Genomic DNA, 20,722 nt, shown 5'->3' with positions numbered 1-20,722 from the left:
TCCTGTCAACTTTGCCGTCAATTTGATAGCCGGCTTAATTGCCTACTGCCACCAGCCCAAGAAGCCCTCCCTGATCAACGATGCTGCCTTGCCTGCTTAACCCGAACTCACGTTAATATTACGCTCCAAGGCTTAAAAACCCCTGTAAATCTGACTTTCCAACGTCCGAATGGCGCACTGTTGAGAGTCGTTCCGCAAACATCAGGCGAACAGGGAATGTTAGAGGTGGTTTTAGAGGAAACAACGGATCTCAGTGTTGACAAAAATGCCATGACTATCCAGGAAAACGGGAATGTCTTGCTGAACTAACCGTTTTAATATTTCCATAATTAGAAATGTAGGGATGCAAAGCTTTGCATCCCTACATTTCTCTTTTGATTCAAACGCTTTATCTAATCCGAATTTGAGCCAAATTGTTGAGCAAAAGTGCTTCTTCCTGCTCATCCCCAAGGGTACGCGCCAAAACGATCGCTCGTTGGTAGAAGGTCCGCGCCGTTACTGGGTTGCCGCTGACCTGATAAAGTTGGGCAAATAACCTGAGCGATTCTAGTTCTTGCCGCAAGTTTTGCGATTCCTGAGCCAAGGTTAAGCGGCGATCGAGCAGTTCAAAACCCTCCTGATACTGCCTAAGCTTGCTGTAGACGACCAGCAAACCATCAATCGCTCGATATTGAGTTGAGCGATCGCGTATTTGCCGACCCAATCTCAGCGCCCCACGGTATGAAATCTGAGCATCCCGATATTGATTGAGTGCCAGATAAGCATCTCCCAAATTATTCACTGTATTCGCCTCGCCCAGCGGGTCTTTCCCCCGACGCCGAAAAATCAAGGCTTCTTCGTAACGTTTAATCGCTTGCAAATAATCGCCGCTATTTGCCGCCGCCAATCCTAGATTACTTAGCGACAGTCCTTCCCCGGCTTGGCTGTTGATGCTTTGGGCAATTGCCAGTGCTTCAGAAAAGCTTGCTGAAGCCGCCTGCACGGCACCTCGTTGCAGCAAAACGGTGCCGACGTTATTTAAGCCATAAATCTGCCCCTGGAAGTCTGGTTCGTCGCGGGCAACCGCCAACCGGCGTCGCAAGGCATCTTCCGCCTCAAAGTAGCGTCCCAAGCGGGCGTAAGTAAGGCCTAAATAATCGTATGTCTGACCGATTGCCCGCCGATCGCCTATTTGTTGGTAAATATCCAGTGCTTGTATCCAGTAGGGAATTGCTTTTGCCAGGTTCCCTCTCTGCTCCTCCTGTGCGCCCAATCGCAGCAGTCGGTCAGCATCTTCCCTCGCATATCCTTGGGTGCCATTGTTCAAGGGGATACTGAGTTGTTGGTCAATACTAACGGCTTTGGCACTGCTCGGCAAGTAAAAAGTAAACAGTAAAAAGATAAAAGAAACAGAAAAGAATCTCAATTTATTAGCATTGTTCTCTTTTATTTTTTGTGCCCTATTTTTGCCTAGTTTGGCGAATGCTGCAAACAACCACCCTCGCTCCTCATAACTCATAGCTAATCGCTCCACTTGCCTCTTGCTTCTCACCTTTTTGTTGCTTAGCTGCTCCTACCAGATAAATTGTGCGAATATCCTCTGGTAAAGAAGCTTCTAACAGTTGATACCCTTCTTGGAGCTTGACTTGAACCTGTGTGGGAGAAATTGTTTCTCCCTCTGCCTGGAGATAAGCGGCAATCCGCGTATGACTCCAGTTAAAGGTCTGCGCCATCAGCACCATCAATCGCAGCATCGGCGGGAATCGCTCCAACGCTTGTTCGACATAACACCACAGGGGCGGGGAAGCCGCTTGTAGGTTGTAATGAATTGACTCCACGGGTGGCAATTCTGCCTGGTTGATACATACAGCAGTAATGTTGATCAGCCAGTTCTGGAACGTTAGCATCCCAGTCCCGCTAACATCGCGCAAATCCAGTCCGCCTAGCTCAAAGTAGATGTGCCGCCAGGTGAGGGCGAAGAGGTAGTCTGCTTGTACAGGCGATCGCGCCAAATGCTGAATCAGGGTATAAACAATCGGACTATAGCGACTGAAAAGCGCTACGAAGAAGCGCCCCTGCTCCGGATGGCGCTGAAACAAAGTCAGTAATTCCTGATCGCTGTAATGAAACAGCGATTTGACAATCGGATGATTGCTTTCAGGGAAATGAGGAATTTGCACGATTTTGAATCACTTACTGGAGTCATTCTATCCAGGAACGATCCCTAATATATCTAGTGTTTTCAGGAATGGAAATGATACTTGTATTTTTAGTCGGTGGGAAGAGTGCCAATCGCCCTTTATTTTTTTAGCTGCTGCGATCGCTTCAGTGCGATGAATGGAGTAGCGATCGCGCTCAACAAACTCGCATCCTTCTGATTATCTTTCTCATTTTGTGAAGGCAAGATACCCCACTTCTTAAAGAAGTGGGGTATCTGAAATCGTAGCGATCGCCTTGTCTCAGTATCGAGCTGGATGACTTGCAGCGTCAGTTTTATTAACTTCGGCAGACTTACAGAGTATTTTAGAGACTCGTTTAAGCTTGATAGAATTAAATAGCGCTCTTGACTGCTTTACAGTCAAAGTGTTATGTGCAACCGTAAGTTTAGTTTTCAATAGAGTTCTTCAAGCCTTGTAGGTTCATGGTTCTAGCAGCAATTGATACGATTTCTCTTCTGCCTCAGCTCGTTCATTTAGGTGCTTTTTTCCCTGAATTACCTCTAGATGGTCTCTTGTCTACTCAAGGCATCATGGTGATGCTCTTGGCAGCCTACGCTGGTGCTATGTGGATGTTTCTCACCAGCGCCCCAAAAGTCCATACCGTCATGGTGTCCGATTTAGACACAGCGCGACAGTTCTATGAAGGCTTGCTAGATTTGCCAGTCGCAGAAGTGCCGCTACACTACTACTACAACTATGAGCAAACATTGGGAGCTACTGCCATCGATCCGCTTTATCTCTCACCCACGTTGGGAGGAAGCACTGCTACCCAAAAGCTGAATGGTACGGAAGGTTTATGGTATCAACTCAAGAAGAACACCCAACTGCACGTAATTTCTGGAGCCAGTTTGGGGAAGAAAAACCAGCAGCGCCACGTTTGTTTTGACCACGATTGCCTAGAGATGGTGCTGATGCGGGTGCAAATGCGGGGCGTCAAGCACAAAATTCGCCGCGACAAACCATTGAATTTTTTGGTAAAAGATTTGGACGGTCGCGTGATTGAAATGGCAGAAGTGTCGAATTAGCGATATTCACCTTTCCTTAACCCCTCCCTATTTCTCCCTAACCCTACTCTACAAGGGGAGGTTTAGGGAGAAATGTTTGTTAATGGGAGGGAAAAGGAAGAAATTTTTGGGTTGTTGGGTTCTTTTTAATTCTCCCCTTCCCTACTAGGGAAGGGGCAGGGGTTAGGTTGATTCTGGGGTAGCGTCGGATTTTTCGGGTTTGAGGAGAGGGAAAGCGATCGCATCCCGAATGCTGGCACAATCGGTTAGCAGCATCACTAAGCGGTCAATTCCAATCCCTAAACCACCTGTCGGCGGCATTCCATACTCCAGCGCTGTCAGGAAATCTTCATCCACGCCTTGCGCTTCCAAATCTCCCGCCGCCTTTCGCGCCGCTTGCGCTTCCAGTCGTTGCCGCTGATCGATAGGATCGGTTAATTCTGAGAAACTATTTGCCGTCTCCCGTCCGACGATAAATAGCTCAAATCGCTCTACCAATCCTGGTTTCGAGCGGTGCGGCTTAGCCAGGGGAGAAATTTCCACCGGATAATCCAGCACAAACGTCGGCTGAATCAGATTCGGTTCGCATTTTTGCTCAAAGGCTTCGTTAAGAATTTTCCCAATCGATTCGCATTCTTGTGCGCCTCCGATACCTGCCTGACTTGCTGCTGCTTTCGCGGCTTCCAGCGTAGGGAAAGCAGTAAAATCTAAGCCAGTTTGCTCCTTCACTAAGTCGTGCATGGTAACGCGACGCCAAGGCGGTGTTAAATTAATCGGCTCGCCTTGATAAGTAATTTCCAACGTCCCCAGCACCTCTTGCGCCACAGTGGTAATAATTCCCTCCGTCAGCGCCATCATGTCCTGATAGTCGGCGTAGGCTTGATAAACCTCAATCGTGGTGAATTCGGGATTGTGGCGAGTGGAAATCCCCTCATTCCGGAAAATCCGCCCCAATTCAAACACCTTCTCAAATCCACCTACAATTAGCCGCTTTAGATGGAGTTCTGTGGCAATCCGCAGATACAACTCCATATCCAGCGTGTTGTGATAGGTGATGAAGGGACGCGCATCCGCACCGCCAGCTTCTCCTTGTAACACTGGCGTTTCAATTTCAATAAAGCCGAGTTTATCCAAATAGCGGCGAATTCCGGCGGTAATGAGAGCGCGGCGTCGGAAAGTTTCTCGCACTTCCGGATTGACAATCAAATCCACATAACGCTGACGGTAGCGCTTAGCTACATCCGTCAATCCATGCCACTTATCCGGTAAAGGCAGCAGCGACTTGGTGAGAATCGCGTACTGCTTGACGTAAACCGATAGCTCACCCTTTTCCGTGCGTTTAACTGTCCCCTTGGCTCCCAGAATATCCCCGGCATCTGTTAGATCCTTTAGGTGTTTAAAGGCATCCGGGACATCCGCCATCCCTTCATCGATTCTTTTCTTCTCCAGATACAGCTGAATCGAGCCAGTTTCGTCTTGCAAGGTAAAGAAGGCGAGTTTGCCGAAGACGCGACGCGCCATAATGCGTCCAGCAATGGTGACTTCTACTTCTACTTCTTCACCACTTGGCAAATCTGCGTATTTTTCCTGCAATTGCGCCGCATGGTGGCTGGATTCCCACTGGTAAGCATAGGGATTCATTCCCATCTGCTTGAGCTGTTCGACTTTCTCTAACCGCGTGGCGCGGATATCATCTGAGGACATGGTAAGGAACTTTTAGGGGCAGTCTTTGATTTTAGGATGCTCTGGGCGAGTCTGTTAACTATTGTGTCTTGTTTTGCGGGATGGCAGGGGGAAGAGGGGGCGCTTGAGGAGGATAGCACTTAGAAAAGCTCATGGTGAATTGGCTACTTGTCTACTTTGTTAGTGCTTTCCGCTGAGTTTCCTGCCGTCTCTTCCTGTCTCATAGTAGCTGGTTTCAATGCCTTGGGAGCTTGAGCGAGTTTAGCTCCTCTGAGGTCTCTGAGCGCGTTCACGGTTAGTTCCTCTCGATTGAAGACGATAGTGCGTGTTTTTTTATCTTCCATTTTTTTGAGATATTGTGTAACGTTCATCCAATAAAGCTTTTCGTCACTATCGCGAACTATAAGGTATACGTCATATCGATGTGACTGCCAATACTCTATATGTCGTTCCTTTTCAATTTGAAAAGTATATGCTCCATCTTTTTTGCGTTTTTTCAAGTAAGAATTGCCGGATTTTAGCTGTACATAAATTTTTTCGCCGGAAGCCTCACCTTTGTGGTTTCTAAATTCTATTTCTCCATCAATGCCGTTATCGTCGTTTGGTATGAGACGCGGAATCTGCCCAGCTTTACCAACAAGAGCCATAAATTCACCTTCTAGGATAATTCTCTTGCTAGCGTTGTCGAGATTAGCATCAATCTGCTTATCCATTTGACGAACGTCAGTGAGAAATTTATCATCCTTGCCAAAGGTTTCTTCGATTAAATCAGATAGAGCAATCACTGTATCGCAGTAGTTACAACCAATCGTGAGAAGTCCCCTCTCAAGACGAACCTTAACTGCTTTTCTATCTACAAATTCTTCCTGACATTTTGGATTTGGGCAGCAATATATCCGTTCTCTCTTAATACTGCCGTTAAGCGCTCTGCGGCGTAGATGTTCGTGAAGGTACTTAAGAAACAAAATTTTTGTAGCATCAGGCACATCTATTCCGAAAAAGGCTGTGAGCTGTCCAGTTCCTTCAGCAAGTTCCTTTAAGATAAAACCACACCTATTCACATCGCCTTCTAAACCGTAAGGCAGAAATATTGCTGCATTCTTCCATAGGGATTCCTTTTTGAATGCTTCACTGTAGTACAGACGCACAACTAGTGTTGCATATACATTTAATAGTGCGCCCTCGAATTGGTAAGTAACGGTTGAACCTTCCACATCGGGATATTCAGGTAGCTCTCGGTTGAACTGAGACGGAAGTACTAGCTTTCTTTCATCAAGAATGGCAAGTTCTTTTGTGATAAAAAGTTCAACAACCGATTGAAGGATGATACGCTCTTCATTCTCAGTTATCCGTTCTAGTGAGCCAAAATTGAATTTTCCTTCGCGTGCTGCCTGTTCCTCTAAACATCCGAGACCGTCAGGTTGTTCGCGTGCAGCACGTGCCATTGCCGAGGCGTAATTGTCTAGCAGTTCTGATTGAAATAAAACATAGTCACCGAATGATAGAGTCTTCACAAGATCGTGCGATTCTACACCTTCAATTGCAGCGCGAAAATCATCGTCATTAAAGCTTGCTTCGGGATACATTATCCGAAACTGTCGCATAATATCTGTAGCTGTTTTCAAGACATGACCATTCTGTTTCTGATTAAAAATAAAGTCCTTCATCTGCTTGAAAAGACGCTCAGAAACAGTTAACGGGAGTTTTTCCCAATCAATTGCATTTTCAATTTGTTGCAGTAACTCCTTAACACCCTCGCCAGTGAAAGCTGATGTCCGGAAGGCTCCTTGAAAGCCCAACTCCAAAGCAAAGGTATTCATCCTTTCGTCAGTTACAGTTAGCGTACTAACATCCGTTCTTGCTGCTACGAGGTATTTCACTAGATGTTCGCTGCCCTTAGCTTGTCGCAGTGCTTTATTCCAAAAAGCAACACCTTTGAAGGGATCAGTAGGACTAGAACCATCGAAAAGAACAAGTGCTACGCTGGTTTGATCGAGAGATAACTGATGAATAAGCCGGAATTCCACCTGTCCCGCTAAGTCCCAAAGTAGAATTTCACGAGTCTCTTCAAGACAGTTTTTTAACTTGTGAGGCGTGTCTCCCAAGCTCCACACATGGCGTCCGTGAGTCGATGCTGTGGGTTTGAATTCCTCCCCTGCTAAGACTGTGCCTAGTCCAGATTTCCCTACTCCGGTGTCTCCAACCAAAACAACTTTGGCATTGCGATAACGAACTGATTCAAACCCCAGAGCGGCGTTAAACAGGATGTTAATGTCTAGATTCCAGACATTAATTATCTTTTGTGACTCACTGAGTGTGGCAAAAATTGGTGCTGTCGGATGGAAGGCTATATCACTATCACCGACGTGATTAGTCCGCTCATGGAAAACTGCGACTTGTTCCCATGTGTCACAACGCCACAGTCTAACAGTCCCATCCGTTGACTTAGATGCTAAGAGACGACCATCACAAGAGAAAGAAATGCAGGTAACTTTGTTACTATGACTTTCAAGCTTAGCTGTTGGTTGCCCAGTAGTGAAGTCCCATAGCAACACGGTGGTATCAGATACTAAAGCAAGATTTCGCTTGTCTGAAGATAATGCCATGCTAGACACTAAACCAAACTCTCCTTCAAGCCTGTGGATAGCTTCTCCAGTTTTTGAATCCCAGAATAAGAGTGTATCGCCGTGAGCTGAGGCAAGTATCTGCCCATCTGGAGACCATACTATGCTCAAGCTAAGCGCTGAAAGCGTATGTTTAAGTTTCCCAGTTTTTGTGTTCCAGAGTCTAATTGTTGAGTCATTGGATCTTGAAGCAAGGAGTTGTCCATCCGGCGACCATTTCAACTCCCAAACCCAGTTAGAATGTCCTTTTAGTCTCCGATAAAATTTACCAGTCTTGATGTTCCAGATTCCAACAGTTGTATCACTAGAACCTGACGCCAGCATCATGCCATCGGGTGACCAAGCTATGGAGTTGATATTACCGGAATGTCGTCCTTCTAGCTTCCAGATTCTTTTTCCTCTCTGTGTGTCACAGATGTCGATAGTATCGTTACTGGAAACTATGGCGATCATCTGACCGTCTGGCGACCACGCCATATCAGTTATCAAGCCGGTTTGTTTTTCGATCGGATATCGAAGTGTGAATCCAACTGGGATTGTTTCTTTCACGATCTTGTTCGACATGGGCGATTCTTCACTGGTTAGCGATCAGTAGGTTCTCGGCGGCGTTGAGCGGCTGTATCTTAAAACCTAGAATAGCCGTTGCCACTGCGATCGCGCTTGTTTATAGGCAATGCTATGTTAGACTCTGCTTTGTGTAGGCTTGGGTACATGGAGTGAGGTGACTGGATAAAAAAGAGAGCGATCGCATTTTCCCCACATCACAAAAATTGTGAGTTAATCGTTGCGGCTGCGCCAACAGCATCGCTATTTGTTGTAGATGTGGAAGCAAGTAGATTCGCTGTCTGAGTTGCATTCAGACAGATGCTTGGTAAGATTTTAATAGATTGGCAATCTGTCGGTTTGAGGCTGGAGCTGTCTAAAATTGAAAAAGCAGCTTCAGCCTCTTGATTGACACTTTGAAAGCTAATAGCAAGATGGTTAGACTTTTCCCAATCTCTAATTGGCTCAAAAGTGTTAATCTCAGCAGCAAAGTGAGCTAATTGAAAAAGTTACAGAATCAACTATCGATCAGCTGTTGGTAGCGGCAAGGAACTCTCGCATATATTGAGTGACCAGTTGCGGTTTCTCTTGCTGTACCCAATGGCTAGAGTCGGGAATGTATTTAATCGTCAAGTCTTTGACATACGCTTCAGTTCCGTAAGTCAGTTCTTTACCAAGTGCAGTATCTTGCTCTCCCCAAATCATTAGGGTAGGAACCTGGAGAATACTCCAATCTTGACTGAGCATTCTCTGCTGAAAAAGATTGCGATAATAGTTCAGGCTGGCTGTCAGGGCACCGGGTTTTGCAGCAGCTTGTTTGTAGGCATCCAGATCGGCTTTAGTGAAAGCATTCTTATCAACAGCCATACCCGCGATAGCCGTTTCAATCGATTGGTAATCGAAGGATTGTAAGAGAAATTCTGGTAGCCACGGTAGCTGAAAAAAGAAGATATAGGAACTGCGTAACAGTTGTTGGGGATTACGCATATTTTCGGCAAATTTGGCAGGGTGAGGCAGATTTAGCACAATCAACGTGTCCACCATCGTGGGGTATGCGTAGGCAAAATTCCAAGCGATCGCGCCCCCCCAGTCATGACCCACCAGCACGCAGCTAGAGTATCCGAGTCCCTGAATTACCCCTTCAACATCTTTAATAAATTCATCCATCACATAAGCCGATTGAGCTGCTGGCTTATCGCTGTCGTTATAGCCGCGCAAGTCAAGGGCGACGACTTTATAATCTTTGGCAAATTCGGGGATTAGATGCCGCCAGGAGTACCAAAATTCCGGGAACCCATGCAGCATCAGCATCAAAGGGCCTTCTCCCTGGGTGACGTAGTGCAGCTTAATTCCGTTGCTGGTGATATATTCGTGCTTCCAAGAACCCTCTAGCACAGACATAGATACCTCCTTTGCTGTTGTAGTCATGGCGGCAATTCATCGCCGATGCGGACACTATTCAGATTAACGAATCAACAGCAGAAGACGGCAGCTTCGGAAGAGATAGTTCATCAGCATTCGGTTGATCTTGCTGACGCCGATTGATGAACTGCTTTAGCACTTGCACTAAGATACGAGGCTGAAACAACGCCGTGGGTGGTTTCAGCAGGTGCAAAACTTCTATGAAAACTTGGAACGCTACGGGACTCTCAATCGTGATTAACCTCACACGATCCAGATACCGTTGCATCAATCGGGTCTTCAGATCGGGTTGACCGCCCTCGGTCGTAGGCCAGCGGAAATCCTCGCCTGTCGCCATCAGCCAAGGGATATGATTCACTTTTGCCAGTTGCTTTTGAAAGCGCCGCGTTAAACCCGTTAAATCGTCTTGAGAGTGACGCTGAAATTGCTCTTTCAAGCACTCCTCCAGCGTTAACGCAGCCATCGCCGCCGCGGTCATACCTTGACCGTAGATAGGATTGAAGGAACAGACGGCATCACCTAAGACGACAAAGTTTTCTGGCAATCTGGATTGTTCGTAGTGACGCAGGCGGTTTTCTGTGCCGCGATGACAGTAGATGGGTGAAATCGGTTGGGCTTGTTTGACCACTTCGTAGAGAATGGGCGATCGCAAGCTGCGGGCAAATTCCAAATAGCCAGCTTCATCGCTGGGTGGATAGTCTCGACCCAAACCAGCCAGGGTGATCACAAAAGCGTCACCCTCACAGGGATAAAGCAGCCCACCGCGAGAGTTTTCCCCTGGTTTAGACCACACCACGATGGATTTCCAATCGCTTTGGAAATCCGCTGGACGTTGATACCAACGGCTGGCGTAGCCTAAAAAGGAGTTAATGACTGTTTCTTGAGGCGGTGTGTAACCTAATGCCTTTATCCACTCAGGGGTTTTGGAATTCCGTCCAGTTGCATCCACGACCAGATCGGCTGGTAGAGACGCGGAATTTTGCGTCTCTACATCTGCGGCGCTAGTGTTTTGCCCGTGGTTGTGAAATTGCACCTGTACGCCCGTTACCTTAGTTTTGCTGGTGTCGGACAACAACTCGGTTGCTTGGCTTTCTTCCAGAATGCGTACATTGCTGTAAGCAGCCAGTCGGCGGCGAATCATCCACTCCAGCAGGTTCCGACTACAGGCACGAGTCACCAGACCGGAGGGAAAGCGGGGTGCCCAGCCGCCAAAATCTAGCATGGGACAGTCTAACGTCCAGTCCAAAGCAGTAGCGCCAGCAGCCGCTAATTCAGTACCTAACCCAGGAAACAGTTGCTCTAAAATCTGCTGCCCCCGCAACAGCAGAACGTGAGCTTGGTGGGCTTGGAGTACGCCTCGGCGCGTCTCCGGTTTGTCTGCGATGCGATCGCGTTCAATAATCGTCACTTGATCAAAGCGTTCGGCAAGCACTCGCGCTGCCAGTAGCCCAGCCATACTGCCACCGATGACAATGGCTTGTCTATTGCTGCCAACCGCCAGTTGGTGAGGGACGGACATAGACGTTTGAGTTTTTTTGGGTGATTTAGATGTATGTCAGCTGAATTTTGCTTCTGATTCTATCAGCGTCTGCTTCTCTTCTTTTTCTTGTAGCAATAGTCCTCCGAGATGAATCACTGCCAGAATCAGCGCCCCAATTGAAAGAATGTAACTATGCAACGTGTACAAATGGGCAACTGTTACCGTATTGATGGCTCCACCCCCCGTGAGGATTTCTCGGAGTAGGGAACCAATTCCAGGGACGGCTTCTACTGTGCCTAATTCGATGGTGAAACGCCAGTACCCTAACTGTGTCCAATCGAGAAGCATGGCAGTCCAACCAAGCGCGATCGCTACCAAAGTTAATAAAATTCCGCTAATCCAAGCGGTCAGCCAGCTTCGGCGAAATTTTTCACCGAGAAACATCACAACAATCGCTATCAGAGAAGCCCCGATCAATCCATTTCCAGCAATCTCATGGAGACGCTGAATTAGCCAACCGTTGGGAATCTCTGATTTGATTTCCCTCAAGGAATTATAGGCTCCACCTGCGGTCGGTTCGTAATAGAAAGATAGAAGAATTCCGGTGACGGCTGCTGTCAGGCTCAAAGACAAAATTGCTACAGCCAAAATAGTAGCCAGTCGTCGAAGTACAAAAGCGTACTGCACATTGTTCATGGCTAACTCCAACCTTTTGCGGTTGAATATGTATTTATACTTATTGTATTTATTTTTTCTGATTTGAACCCAAGAAATTATTAAATTTGTGAGGAAAACGAGCAGCAAAGAGAACGCATACGCCAAGACCCGGAACGCAATTCAGGGGATGCTCTCGTTACTGTCTCTATAGGGTGTTAGGAAAATCCACATTCTCAGAACAAAACAGCCGATTTTCCTCACCACTGATGCTCTGCCGCCATGAATGTCTCGACAGATGCAACATCCAGAGGTCGAGAGAAAAAGTAACCTTGTCCATACTCGCATTGCAGGGTTCTGAGTTGGGCAAGTTGCTCTGCTGTTTCTACTCCTTCTGCCACCACATCCAAACCCAAGTTGTGAGCCAGTGTGATAATGGTACGGACAATCTCCCAATTCTCGCTATCACTGCTCATTCTCCCGACGAAAGAGCGGTCAATTTTCAACGTATCAATCGGAAATCGGTGCAGATAACTTAAAGATGAATAACCCGTGCCGAAGTCATCAATATATATCTGGACGCCTAGTTTTTTCAATTGTAAGAGGGTAGCGATCGCAGATTCAGCATTTTCCATCACCGCGCTTTCAGTGATTTCTAACCGCAAACAGCCAGCATCTAAACCTGTTTCTTCTAAAATTTGATGGATTGCTTGAGCGAGATGAGGTTGCGTAAACTGTTTGCTCGATAGATTTACGCTAATAGTTAATGGTTGATGGTTGATGGTTAATGGTTTGTTGCCAGGAACGCCGGATGATGAATCATTAACAAGTTGTTTTTGCCATACATACATCTGACGGCACGCTTCCTGTAATACCCACCAACCGATAGGAACGATTAGTCCAGTTTCTTCTGCTACTGGAATAAACTCAGCTGGAGAAATCAAACCGCGTTCTGGATGCTGCCAGCGCACTAGAGCTTCAAATCCAGTAATTTGACCTGTGGAGAGCGAAACAATGGGCTGGTAGTGAAGTAGAAACTCTTGGCGATTAACAGCCTGCCTCAAGTCAGTTACTAACTGCAAAAGTTCCACAGCGCGAGTGTGCATCGTCATGTCGAAGACCTCATGACGCGCTCTACCCAATGCCTTAGCACGATACATGGCAATGTCGGCATCGCGTAGGAGGTCTTGCGGCTGGTGAGAATCTGTAGTGTTAAAGGCAATGCCAATACTGGCACTGGTAAAGACTTCCTGCCCGTTTAGGTTAAAAGGTAAAGCGAGTTCATTTTGAATTTGGTTCGCAATGCGGGTGGCGTCACTCACATCTTGAATATCTTCTAGAAGAATCGTGAACTCATCTCCCCCAAGACGGGCAACCATATCTCCAGGACGCAGACACCTCTGGAGCCTGTAAGCGATTTCGACAAGTAGTTGATCGCCGATTGTATGTCCAAGGCTGTCATTAATCACCTTAAAGCGATCGAGATCCAGAAACAGTACAGCAAACAAGTAATCTTGACGCCGTTTTGTCAGCTCAACCAAATGTCCGAGCCGCTCCATGAATAGAGCGCGGTTGGCTAAACCTGTCAGCTTATCGTGAAAGGCATCGTGGATTAATAGATCCTCTACCAGTTTGCGATCGCTAATATCTGTAGCAACACCCAGCACTTGTCGGGCTTTTCCATCTGGTGAGACTAGAGATTTCTTAGTGGTTTGAAACCAACGCACGTTGCCTGTAGAGTCGGTGAGGGTCTCCTCAGAAATGATTTTTTCCGTTTCTCCTATTATCACTTCTCTGTCATCAGAGAGAAACCGTTCTACTTCCTCAAAATTCGGATTGAAATCTGCATCGGTTTTGCCAAGCAAATTTTCAACGGTTGTTCCATAAATACTTGCTAATGCTTTGTTAACCAGAGTAAATTTTCCGTCCCAGTCTTTGACAAAAATTAAATTTGGGGTGGAGTCAATCACATTGCGAAGAAACTCTTGTTGTACTCTAAGTGCTTCTTCTGCTTGCTTGCGGCTGGTAATATCTCGGCTCACAGCGAGGAGACATTGCTGATTGTCAAAGTCAATAATCTCTGCTGATAGTAATGCCACACGCGCCTCACCTGATTTTGTAAGGAAGGTAAATTCTATGTTGCGAACAGACCCTTCCTCTAGCAATATCTGCTTCATGCGATCGCGCTGCTCCTGATTTGCCCAAATCTTCAGCTCAACTGTGGTGCGACCGATGATTTCTTCGCGGGTATAACCAGTAATGTTTAGCAAGCTATCGTTGACTTCAACAAGGCGTCCCTCTGCCACCGTACTGATAGTGATTGCGTCAGGAGTGGAACGGAAGGCTTTAAAGAATCTCTCTTCTGATGCCCGCCGCGCCGCTTCTGCTCGCTGGCGCTCTTCCATTTCGGCTTGTAATGTCTGATTCGCTTTTTCTAGCTCTTGGGTTCGTTCCCAAACCCGATTTTCTAGCTTTTCGTGCGCTTTCTGGAGTGCGGTTTCTGTCCGCTGGCGCTCAATGGCAATTCCTGCTAAGTTTGTCGCTATTTCAATCAGTTGTAAATCATAAGAATTAGGGGTGCAAGGCTGGGAGTCGTACATGGCAAAAGTACCCAACACCTTGCCATCCGAATTAAGAATTGGTGTAGACCAACAAGCTCGCAGTTCGTTGCTCAACGCTAACTCGCGGTAATCTTGCCACAACGGATCGATGGCAATATCTGAGACAATTACAGGCTCCTTCCAATAGGCAGCTGTCCCGCAAGAAACAACACGCGACCCAATGGCGATTCCGTCAAGGGCACGATTATAGCTTTCTGGAAGACTAGGTGCTGCGGCATGGCGGAGATTGCGCCCATTTTCATCCAGAAGTAGAACGGAACATCGCATTTTACTGGAATGTTTCTCAATATTGCGGCATAAGACGTTCAGGACGCTATTGAGAGAGTCTCCTCTAGCAATCATTTCCAGTACACGCTTCTGACTAGCTAAGAGACTTTCTGCTTGCAAGCGCTCAGCGATCGCTTGTCGCATATTTACTAAATTACGTCTTAGTTCTAGTTGCGCTACGACCTGACGACTCAGTGATAAGAGGGCTTCTTGCTGCTCAGGCTTGAGTTGACGCGGCACAAAGTCGATCGCGCACAGCGTTCCCAGCGCATAACCGGCGGGTGTGATTAAAGGCGCACCTGCATAAAAGCGGATATTGGGGTCAGTCGTTACCAAAGGGTTCGTGGCAAACCGTTGGTCGGCTAATGCATCTGAGACGATAAACAAATCGGATTGCAGAATAGCATGGGAGCAAAAGGCGATATCTCGCGGTGTTTCTGATACTTCCACACCGACTTTTGACTTGAACCACTGCCGATTCGCATCGACGAGGCTGATTAGCGCAATCGGTGTTCCGCAAATATGTGCAGCCACACGAGCTAGATCGTCGAAAGCCTGTTCGGGAGACGTATCAAGAATCTCATACTGCTGGAGGGCTTTCAGCCTTCCTGCTTCATGGCTAGGCATAGGCGCTTTCACGCAGGATATTTCTCCAGATTCGATGCTTGCGACATTTTTGCTGGCACTAGCTTTGGTTATTTTTTGGGATATAGCTTCAAATATACCTATCCGGCTCAGATTTACCATATTCTGTTTTTCCTCAGCTAGGTTAGTTATATTTATATTCGTAACTTTTACTTTTACCTTAATTTACATAGGTTCTTTAGGGATCTAAGTCACAAACAATTCGTTTGTCTGTCACAAATTACCTTAAGAAGTTTTTAATCTTATTAATTTTTAGACGTAGAAAGTTAGTCTGTATATGAGATTACAGAGATTCTGGATGAAATTAATTTATTTACAATTTTATCGATATAAAAAATGCCCATCATTTAAGTTTTTTCATTACATCTGGAGCAATTACAAAATTTGGGAACCGGGAAAATACGGGTGTTCTCTTGTTTCCAGCAGAGAGTTTCCTATTTCTTCAGGATTTCTACGGATCTAAACACAGGGCAGATGGCTTCACAAAAGCAGGCTGCCGACTGGTCTGGTGAATTGGAATTTCGATGGTAAATTCTACCCCTTGTCCCGCTGCGGAAATACATTTTAATTGACCACCGTGTTTTTCCACAATCTGATAACTAATGGATAACCCCAACCCCGTGCCTTTGCCGATGCTTTTTGTGGTAAAGAACGGATCGAACACTCGTTGCTGCACCTCTTGACTCATACCAGGGCCGTTATCAGCGATGTAGATTGCTACCTGATTGGTGTTTAGCATTTGAGTATGAATCCGAATCGTAGGTAATTGTTCATGGGTACTTTCTTCCCCATGATTCACAACCCGGGGTACTTTCTTCCCCATGATTCACAACCCGTGACCCATTCCCGATTGCCTCTTCGAGGGCATCAATTGCATTGCTGAGAATATTCATAAACACTTGGTTGAGCTGACCTGGGTAGCACTCGACTAGCGGCAACTTGCCATACTCTTTGACCAGTTGAATGCCTAAAGTGCCTCCGACTTGTTTCAAGCGATGCTGCAAAATCAGCAAAGTGTTTTCAATTCCCTCATGAATATCAACGACTTTCATTTCCGCTTCATCCAGTCGGGAGAAGTTACGCAGCGACAAGACAATTTGGCGGATGCGTTCTGCCCCCACCTTGATCGACGCCAGCAGCTTTGGGAGATCGTTCTTCATAAATTGGAAGTCGCTCATCTCTACATAGGCTTGAATTTCAGGAACCGGATGAGGATAGTGTTTCTCGTAGAGGGACAGCAGGTTGAGCAGTTCCTGAGTATAGTCGCTGATGTGGGTGATATTGCCGTAGATGAAGTTGACTGGGTTATTAATTTCGTGAGCAACTCCGGCGACTAACTGCCCCAAACTGGACATTTTTTCGCTCTGAACGAGCTTCGCTTGGGTTTGTTGAAGTTCTCGAAAAGCTTGTTCTAGCTGGTTTGTTTGTTGTCTCAATTGCGCTTCCGATTGCCGTAAGGCTTCCTCGGCGGCTTTACGTTCGGTAATGTCGGTAATCATTCCTAAGACACCGATGTATTGCCCTGTTTGATCGAAGATGGGATTTGTAGCAACAATCGCCCACAAGTTACAGCCATCTTTACGGGTGAATTTAAAGTCATGTTGTTCTTTAATTCCTTGGCGGCGACGTTCCATCTGAGCGATCGCGATCGCCTGACCTTCTTCATCCATGAATGCAAATAAAGTCTGACCTAGCATCTCAGGGATGGTATAGCCTAGCATTTGGGCCATCTGATTGTTCGCAAAAGATGTATTGCCTGCGGTGTCGAGAACCCAGATTCCCTCAGTCGTGGTTTCGACAATGCGACGATATTGCGCTTCGCTTTCCCGTAACGCCGCTTCTGTCTGCTGGCGTTCGACAATTTCCTGTTGTAACAAGATGTTGGCAGATTGTAGCGCCGCAGTCCTTTCTTCAACTCGTCTTTCTAACTCTAATGTGAGTTTTCGTAGTTCTTCTTCAGTGGCTTGGCGCTCGGCAATTTCCTTTTCTAGTGTGTTGTTGGCAGTTTCCAATAGCGCTGGACTAGGAAATGCAAGTGCTTGAGGAATTAAGGGCATTAGCATCAACGCCGTATACACAGAAACCCCAGCCGTAAAGGCTTTCAAGAATCCTGATAACCAATAATACGGATGCCACAGCGTCGCCACCTCTGCTAGATGCGTCGTACCGCACGCAACAATGAATGTTCCAAACAACAGGAATATCCCATAAAAGGGCATATCTCGCCTTTTGGAGACAAAATATACCAGCATGATTGGAATCGAATAATAAGCGACTGCGATCAAAATATCAGATGTAATGTGCAGCCACACTAATCCAGGCTTCCACAGGTAACAATGCCCGTGGGGAATAAAATCTTTTGACAAAAAATTTTGCACAAATTTTAGCATCAAGATTTATGGCTGTAATAGTTTTTACATTTAATATTCAATTTGTATCTTATCTTGGAATATTTCATATATTTGTTGATTTTCATGAATAAGGTAACAATTTGCTTACAATTTGTGCAAACAATCGACTTTGACTATTTATGTGTTAATCGACAGATTTCAGAGAAATTACGGATAGCTAGCAGGTCATCTAGACAGCAACTATCAGTTTATTTTTAGGCAGAAGACTTTTGACTAGAAATCTTTGTCGCTAACGCCCTGACACAGCATTAGCTGGAGATACCGTCTACTGTAGAATTTCGGATCTTTTATTACTTTGTAAGCGATCGCATCCATAGACAAGAAGCAATCGATGAAAATCGATGTAAAATCGCAGATGGTCTAGAATCCGGTTTTCTGCAAAAAAAGAAGTTAAAAAGCCGCTAAAATCATCACTGTGCCGCTGGTTGAGGAGAGAATGCGGGTGGAATATCAATTACAAGTAGAACAAGTGGTGGAAACGCTTAAAAATGATCTACCCATGCTTTTTGAAAGAGATATTTCCTACGACATTTATACACAGGATATCTATTTTGAAGATCCAGTGAATAAATTTAAATGGAAATTCAACTATCGGATTATCTTTTGGACGCTGCGATTTCACGCGCAGCTATTTTTTACAGAAATATTTTTCGATCTTCATGATGTGGAGCAGACAGATGAAGACACCATTAGGGCGAATTGGACTGTACGCGGTGTTTTGCGCCTTCCCTGGAAACCTCGCCTATTTTTTAATGGCTACTCTACTTATAAACTCAATAAAGATGGGTTAATTTACAATCACATCGATACATGGGATCGCAAACCCAGCGAAATCTTGAAGCAGTTCCTGAAAAAGGGAGGGAATATCTAAGCTCAAATTTAAATGAATGCCTTGATTTTAGGAATTATTTTGATAAAAATAATTCCTAGAATTTATGAAGCTCGAACCAGAGGATTAATTGCCTCTACTTTAGACCCACAATTACTTGAATAAAGGGTAACAGCAAAGGTCGTTCCCACTCCAATTTCACTGTTTACTGCAATTTTTCCACCGTGTAAATCTACACAATTTTTTACGATAGAAAGTCCTAATCCAGTACCCGGAATCGTCCCCACATTATCAGCTCGATGAAAAGATTCAAATAACCGCGTTCTGGCTTCGGGAGGAATGCCGATTCCTTTATCTCGGATGAAAAAAAGTGCTGTTCCTTGTTCGCAAACTAAGTCGAACTGAATATTGCCGCCTTTCGGGGAATACTTGATGGCATTTGAAAGCAAATTCGTAAAAATTTGCCGAAGCAACTTTTCATCCATACAAAAATGCGTACTTTGACCTTGACAAGCGAAAGCGATCGCGTGTTGCTTGCTAATTGTCACTTGGATATCTTCCACCAGGGCGCGGCAGAATTTTTCTAAATCTAAAGGTGCTGGATTAAAGGCAAGCTTCTTGGCTTCGGCTTTCCCAATAAACAACACATCATCTAATAGATGAGTCATATTTTTGGCAGCTGCTTGAATACGAGCAAAATACTCGCGTTTTTTTTCTTCACTTGCTTGATGTGGGAAACGTTCTAGTAATCTGGCAGATAGAATGATGATGCTCAACGGGGTGCGAAATTCGTGGGATACGGTGGTAACAAAGCGAGAACGCAGTTCGCAGAGTTCCCGTTCTTTTTCCATCGCATTCCGAATTTCAGCATCGGCTCGTTTCCGCTCGGTGATGTCTTCAACCATGCCTAATTCATAGAGGATTTCTCCAATTTCATTTCGGATTACCGTTACCGTTAACTTCACCCAGCAAATTTCTTGGTTTTTCTTGATATAACGTTTCTCAAGCTGATAGCTGTCTATGTCTCCCTGAATGATTTGCTTGAGATAAGGTGTTTCTGTTTCCAAATCTTCAGGATGGTTAATATCAAAAAGGTCAAGGGTTGTCAGTTCTGAATCCGTGTAACCCAAAATTTCACAAAAGGCTCGATTTACCATGAAAAACCGATAGTCAGGTTTTCTGACTAAGGTGATACCGATAGGAGCATCATCAAAAACTCGACGAAATCTTTCTTCGCTCTCGCGCCGTGCTGCTTCTGCACGCTGGCTTAGCGCAGCGTGTCGCAGGCTTTGGCTAATTTCGTCCCGGAGTTGCTCGTTGACCTGTTGTAATTCTGCTGTACGCTCATCTACTCTCTTTTCTAGTTCTTCGTTGGCTTCTTTTAGGGCGGCGGCTGCCCACTTTTGACTGGTAATATCTCTGACAGTGCTGAGGATTGCATCCACACTGGCATCTGGATTATGGATGGGGGTGATATTGTACTCGTAGTGCCTGAAACCCTCGATGGCGGGAAGGTAAGCTTCGCCAGTCATCGGTTGCCCGGTAGAAAATACTGTCTGATGGTGCGCTTCAATTGACCCCATATTTTCCGGTTGCAAGCCGAGTTCTTGCCATGTCTTCCCCACTATGTCACTACGCTGGAACCCCAGTGCCTTGGCACCTGCAACGCTAGTATCGGCATATTTTCCCGCTCTATCGATCAGATAAATCCGATCTGGAGAAGCTGAGAGAATTTGGTCGAGGTTTGTGGATTGTTGCTTAACTTGGGCGGTGAGTTGTTGTAGTTCTAACTCAACGGCTTTATGCTCGGTGATATCTTTGGCAACTGCATAGAAGCATCCATTTTGATGCGGTAACGTTCTCCAAGACAGCCATCGATAGCTGCCATCCTGGCAGAGATAGCGATTTTCAAAATGAGCGATCGCATTGTCAGCAGATTCTCCGGATGCGGTTAGCGTTGCATTAACATCATCTGGATGGACAAATTCAATCCAAGGGCGCGACATCAATTCTTCCAGCGTCCAGCCCAAAACGCTCTCCCAGGCGGGGTTGAGTTTCTGGAAGTACCTATCTTGCCCGCAAATGCCTAAGAGATCGAGGGACAGGTTAAAAAATGCATTGAGTTCGGACTCTGCTTTCGCCAGCGGCTCAGTCGGTTCGCTTGGATGCTTGGGATTGTTCACAGTAGCCCTCTTGGATGTTTACTCCCCGTTATCTTTTATTAGTATTCCCATCGCTTCCGACAAATAATGCAGAGTATTCATCCCAATTCTTACAAAATTTTGCATTTTGTTTTTAGAATCCCAATTTATGTATTTACTCGGAAGCGATCGCAGATTTT

The 20,722-nt window shown here is 45.9% G+C and carries 12 protein-coding genes and 2 pseudogenes; 4 read left to right on the top strand and 10 right to left on the bottom strand.

Going from position 1 to position 20,722, the window contains the following annotated elements; genetic code table 11:
* Both NDI33_RS05740 and NDI33_RS05735 read left to right on the top strand, forming a co-directional pair.
* Positions 1–100 (top strand): annotated as a pseudogene (locus NDI33_RS05740) (IS982 family transposase); the annotation flags it as partial.
* Positions 101–180: 80 nt separating this feature from the next.
* A complete protein-coding gene (locus NDI33_RS05735; RefSeq protein WP_347275924.1) occupies positions 181–309 on the top strand; it encodes a hypothetical protein in 129 nt (42 codons plus the stop codon).
* Between the two features lie 79 nt (positions 310–388).
* Here the strand turns inward: NDI33_RS05735 and NDI33_RS05730 are convergent, their stop codons facing one another.
* Complete coding sequence (locus NDI33_RS05730; RefSeq protein ID WP_190677094.1) at positions 389–1,498, bottom strand: tetratricopeptide repeat protein; 1,110 nt, start codon at positions 1,496–1,498, stop codon at positions 389–391.
* A complete protein-coding gene (locus NDI33_RS05725; RefSeq protein ID WP_190677092.1) occupies positions 1,488–2,159 on the bottom strand; it encodes a sigma-70 family RNA polymerase sigma factor in 672 nt (223 codons plus the stop codon). Before NDI33_RS05725 ends, NDI33_RS05730 begins: the two co-directional genes overlap by 11 nt.
* A 461-nt stretch (positions 2,160–2,620) precedes the next feature.
* Here NDI33_RS05725 and NDI33_RS05720 point away from each other — a divergent pair, with 461 nt between their 5' ends.
* Positions 2,621–3,223 (top strand): glyoxalase-like domain protein, encoded by a 603-nt coding sequence (locus tag NDI33_RS05720; protein WP_190413462.1) that lies wholly within the window; start codon positions 2,621–2,623, stop codon positions 3,221–3,223.
* Positions 3,224–3,385: 162 nt separating this feature from the next.
* On the opposite strand, the gene lysS is transcribed toward NDI33_RS05720, so the two are convergent.
* The 7 genes and pseudogenes from lysS to NDI33_RS05685 form a co-directional block, all read right to left on the bottom strand.
* On the bottom strand, positions 3,386–4,906 hold the full coding sequence (lysS, locus tag NDI33_RS05715; protein WP_190677089.1) for a lysine--tRNA ligase: 1,521 nt from the start codon (positions 4,904–4,906) through the stop codon (positions 3,386–3,388).
* 143 nt (positions 4,907–5,049) lie between these two features.
* Positions 5,050–8,073 (bottom strand): DUF4365 domain-containing protein, encoded by a 3,024-nt coding sequence (locus NDI33_RS05710; protein ID WP_190677087.1) that lies wholly within the window; start codon positions 8,071–8,073, stop codon positions 5,050–5,052.
* A 507-nt stretch (positions 8,074–8,580) separates the two neighbouring features.
* The gene (locus NDI33_RS05705) at positions 8,581–9,453 is read right to left on the bottom strand and encodes an alpha/beta hydrolase (protein ID WP_190677085.1); all 873 of its coding nucleotides are present in this window, start codon (positions 9,451–9,453) and stop codon (positions 8,581–8,583) included.
* A gap of 58 nt (positions 9,454–9,511) precedes the next feature.
* Complete coding sequence (locus NDI33_RS05700; RefSeq protein WP_190677083.1) at positions 9,512–10,993, bottom strand: FAD-dependent monooxygenase; 1,482 nt, start codon at positions 10,991–10,993, stop codon at positions 9,512–9,514.
* Between the two features lie 36 nt (positions 10,994–11,029).
* Positions 11,030–11,650: a cytochrome b N-terminal domain-containing protein gene (locus tag NDI33_RS05695; RefSeq protein WP_190677081.1), complete on the bottom strand. Its 621-nt coding sequence runs from the start codon at positions 11,648–11,650 to the stop codon at positions 11,030–11,032.
* A 218-nt stretch (positions 11,651–11,868) separates the two neighbouring features.
* Positions 11,869–15,123: an EAL domain-containing protein gene (locus tag NDI33_RS05690; protein ID WP_190677079.1), complete on the bottom strand. Its 3,255-nt coding sequence runs from the start codon at positions 15,121–15,123 to the stop codon at positions 11,869–11,871.
* Between the two features lie 469 nt (positions 15,124–15,592).
* Positions 15,593–17,531, bottom strand: a pseudogene (locus NDI33_RS05685) (PAS domain S-box protein).
* A gap of 457 nt (positions 17,532–17,988) precedes the next feature.
* On the opposite strand from NDI33_RS05685, the gene NDI33_RS05680 reads away from it, so the two are divergent.
* The gene (locus NDI33_RS05680; protein WP_190677128.1) at positions 17,989–18,423 is read left to right on the top strand and encodes a DUF2358 domain-containing protein; all 435 of its coding nucleotides are present in this window, start codon (positions 17,989–17,991) and stop codon (positions 18,421–18,423) included.
* Between the two features lie 62 nt (positions 18,424–18,485).
* Here the strand turns inward: NDI33_RS05680 and NDI33_RS05675 are convergent, their stop codons facing one another.
* Positions 18,486–20,564, bottom strand: coding sequence for a PAS domain-containing sensor histidine kinase (locus NDI33_RS05675; RefSeq protein WP_190677077.1), 2,079 nt, complete (start codon positions 20,562–20,564; stop codon positions 18,486–18,488).
* Positions 20,565–20,722 lie beyond the last annotated feature (158 nt).

The sequence above is a fragment of the Trichocoleus sp. DQ-A1 genome, from assembly GCF_039961955.1.
Classification (GTDB): domain Bacteria; phylum Cyanobacteriota; class Cyanobacteriia; order Cyanobacteriales; family FACHB-T130; genus FACHB-T130.
This window is presented reverse-complemented; position numbering and strand designations above follow the sequence as displayed.

What these genes read in the sequence shown, in the direction of transcription:
- NDI33_RS05730 (WP_190677094.1), bottom strand. Translation starts at nt 1,498, where the DNA reads ATGAGTTATGAGGAGCGAGGGTGGTTGTTTGCAGCATTCGCCAAACTA.
- NDI33_RS05700 (WP_190677083.1), bottom strand. Translation starts at nt 10,993, where the DNA reads ATGTCCGTCCCTCACCAACTGGCGGTTGGCAGCAATAGACAAGCCATT.
- NDI33_RS05705 (WP_190677085.1), bottom strand. Translation starts at nt 9,453, where the DNA reads ATGTCTGTGCTAGAGGGTTCTTGGAAGCACGAATATATCACCAGCAAC.
- lysS (WP_190677089.1), bottom strand. Translation starts at nt 4,906, where the DNA reads ATGTCCTCAGATGATATCCGCGCCACGCGGTTAGAGAAAGTCGAACAG.
- NDI33_RS05690 (WP_190677079.1), bottom strand. Translation starts at nt 15,123, where the DNA reads ATGCCTAGCCATGAAGCAGGAAGGCTGAAAGCCCTCCAGCAGTATGAG.
- NDI33_RS05720 (WP_190413462.1), top strand. Translation starts at nt 2,621, where the DNA reads ATGGTTCTAGCAGCAATTGATACGATTTCTCTTCTGCCTCAGCTCGTT.
- NDI33_RS05695 (WP_190677081.1), bottom strand. Translation starts at nt 11,650, where the DNA reads ATGAACAATGTGCAGTACGCTTTTGTACTTCGACGACTGGCTACTATT.
- NDI33_RS05680 (WP_190677128.1), top strand. Translation starts at nt 17,989, where the DNA reads ATGCGGGTGGAATATCAATTACAAGTAGAACAAGTGGTGGAAACGCTT.
- NDI33_RS05710 (WP_190677087.1), bottom strand. Translation starts at nt 8,073, where the DNA reads ATGTCGAACAAGATCGTGAAAGAAACAATCCCAGTTGGATTCACACTT.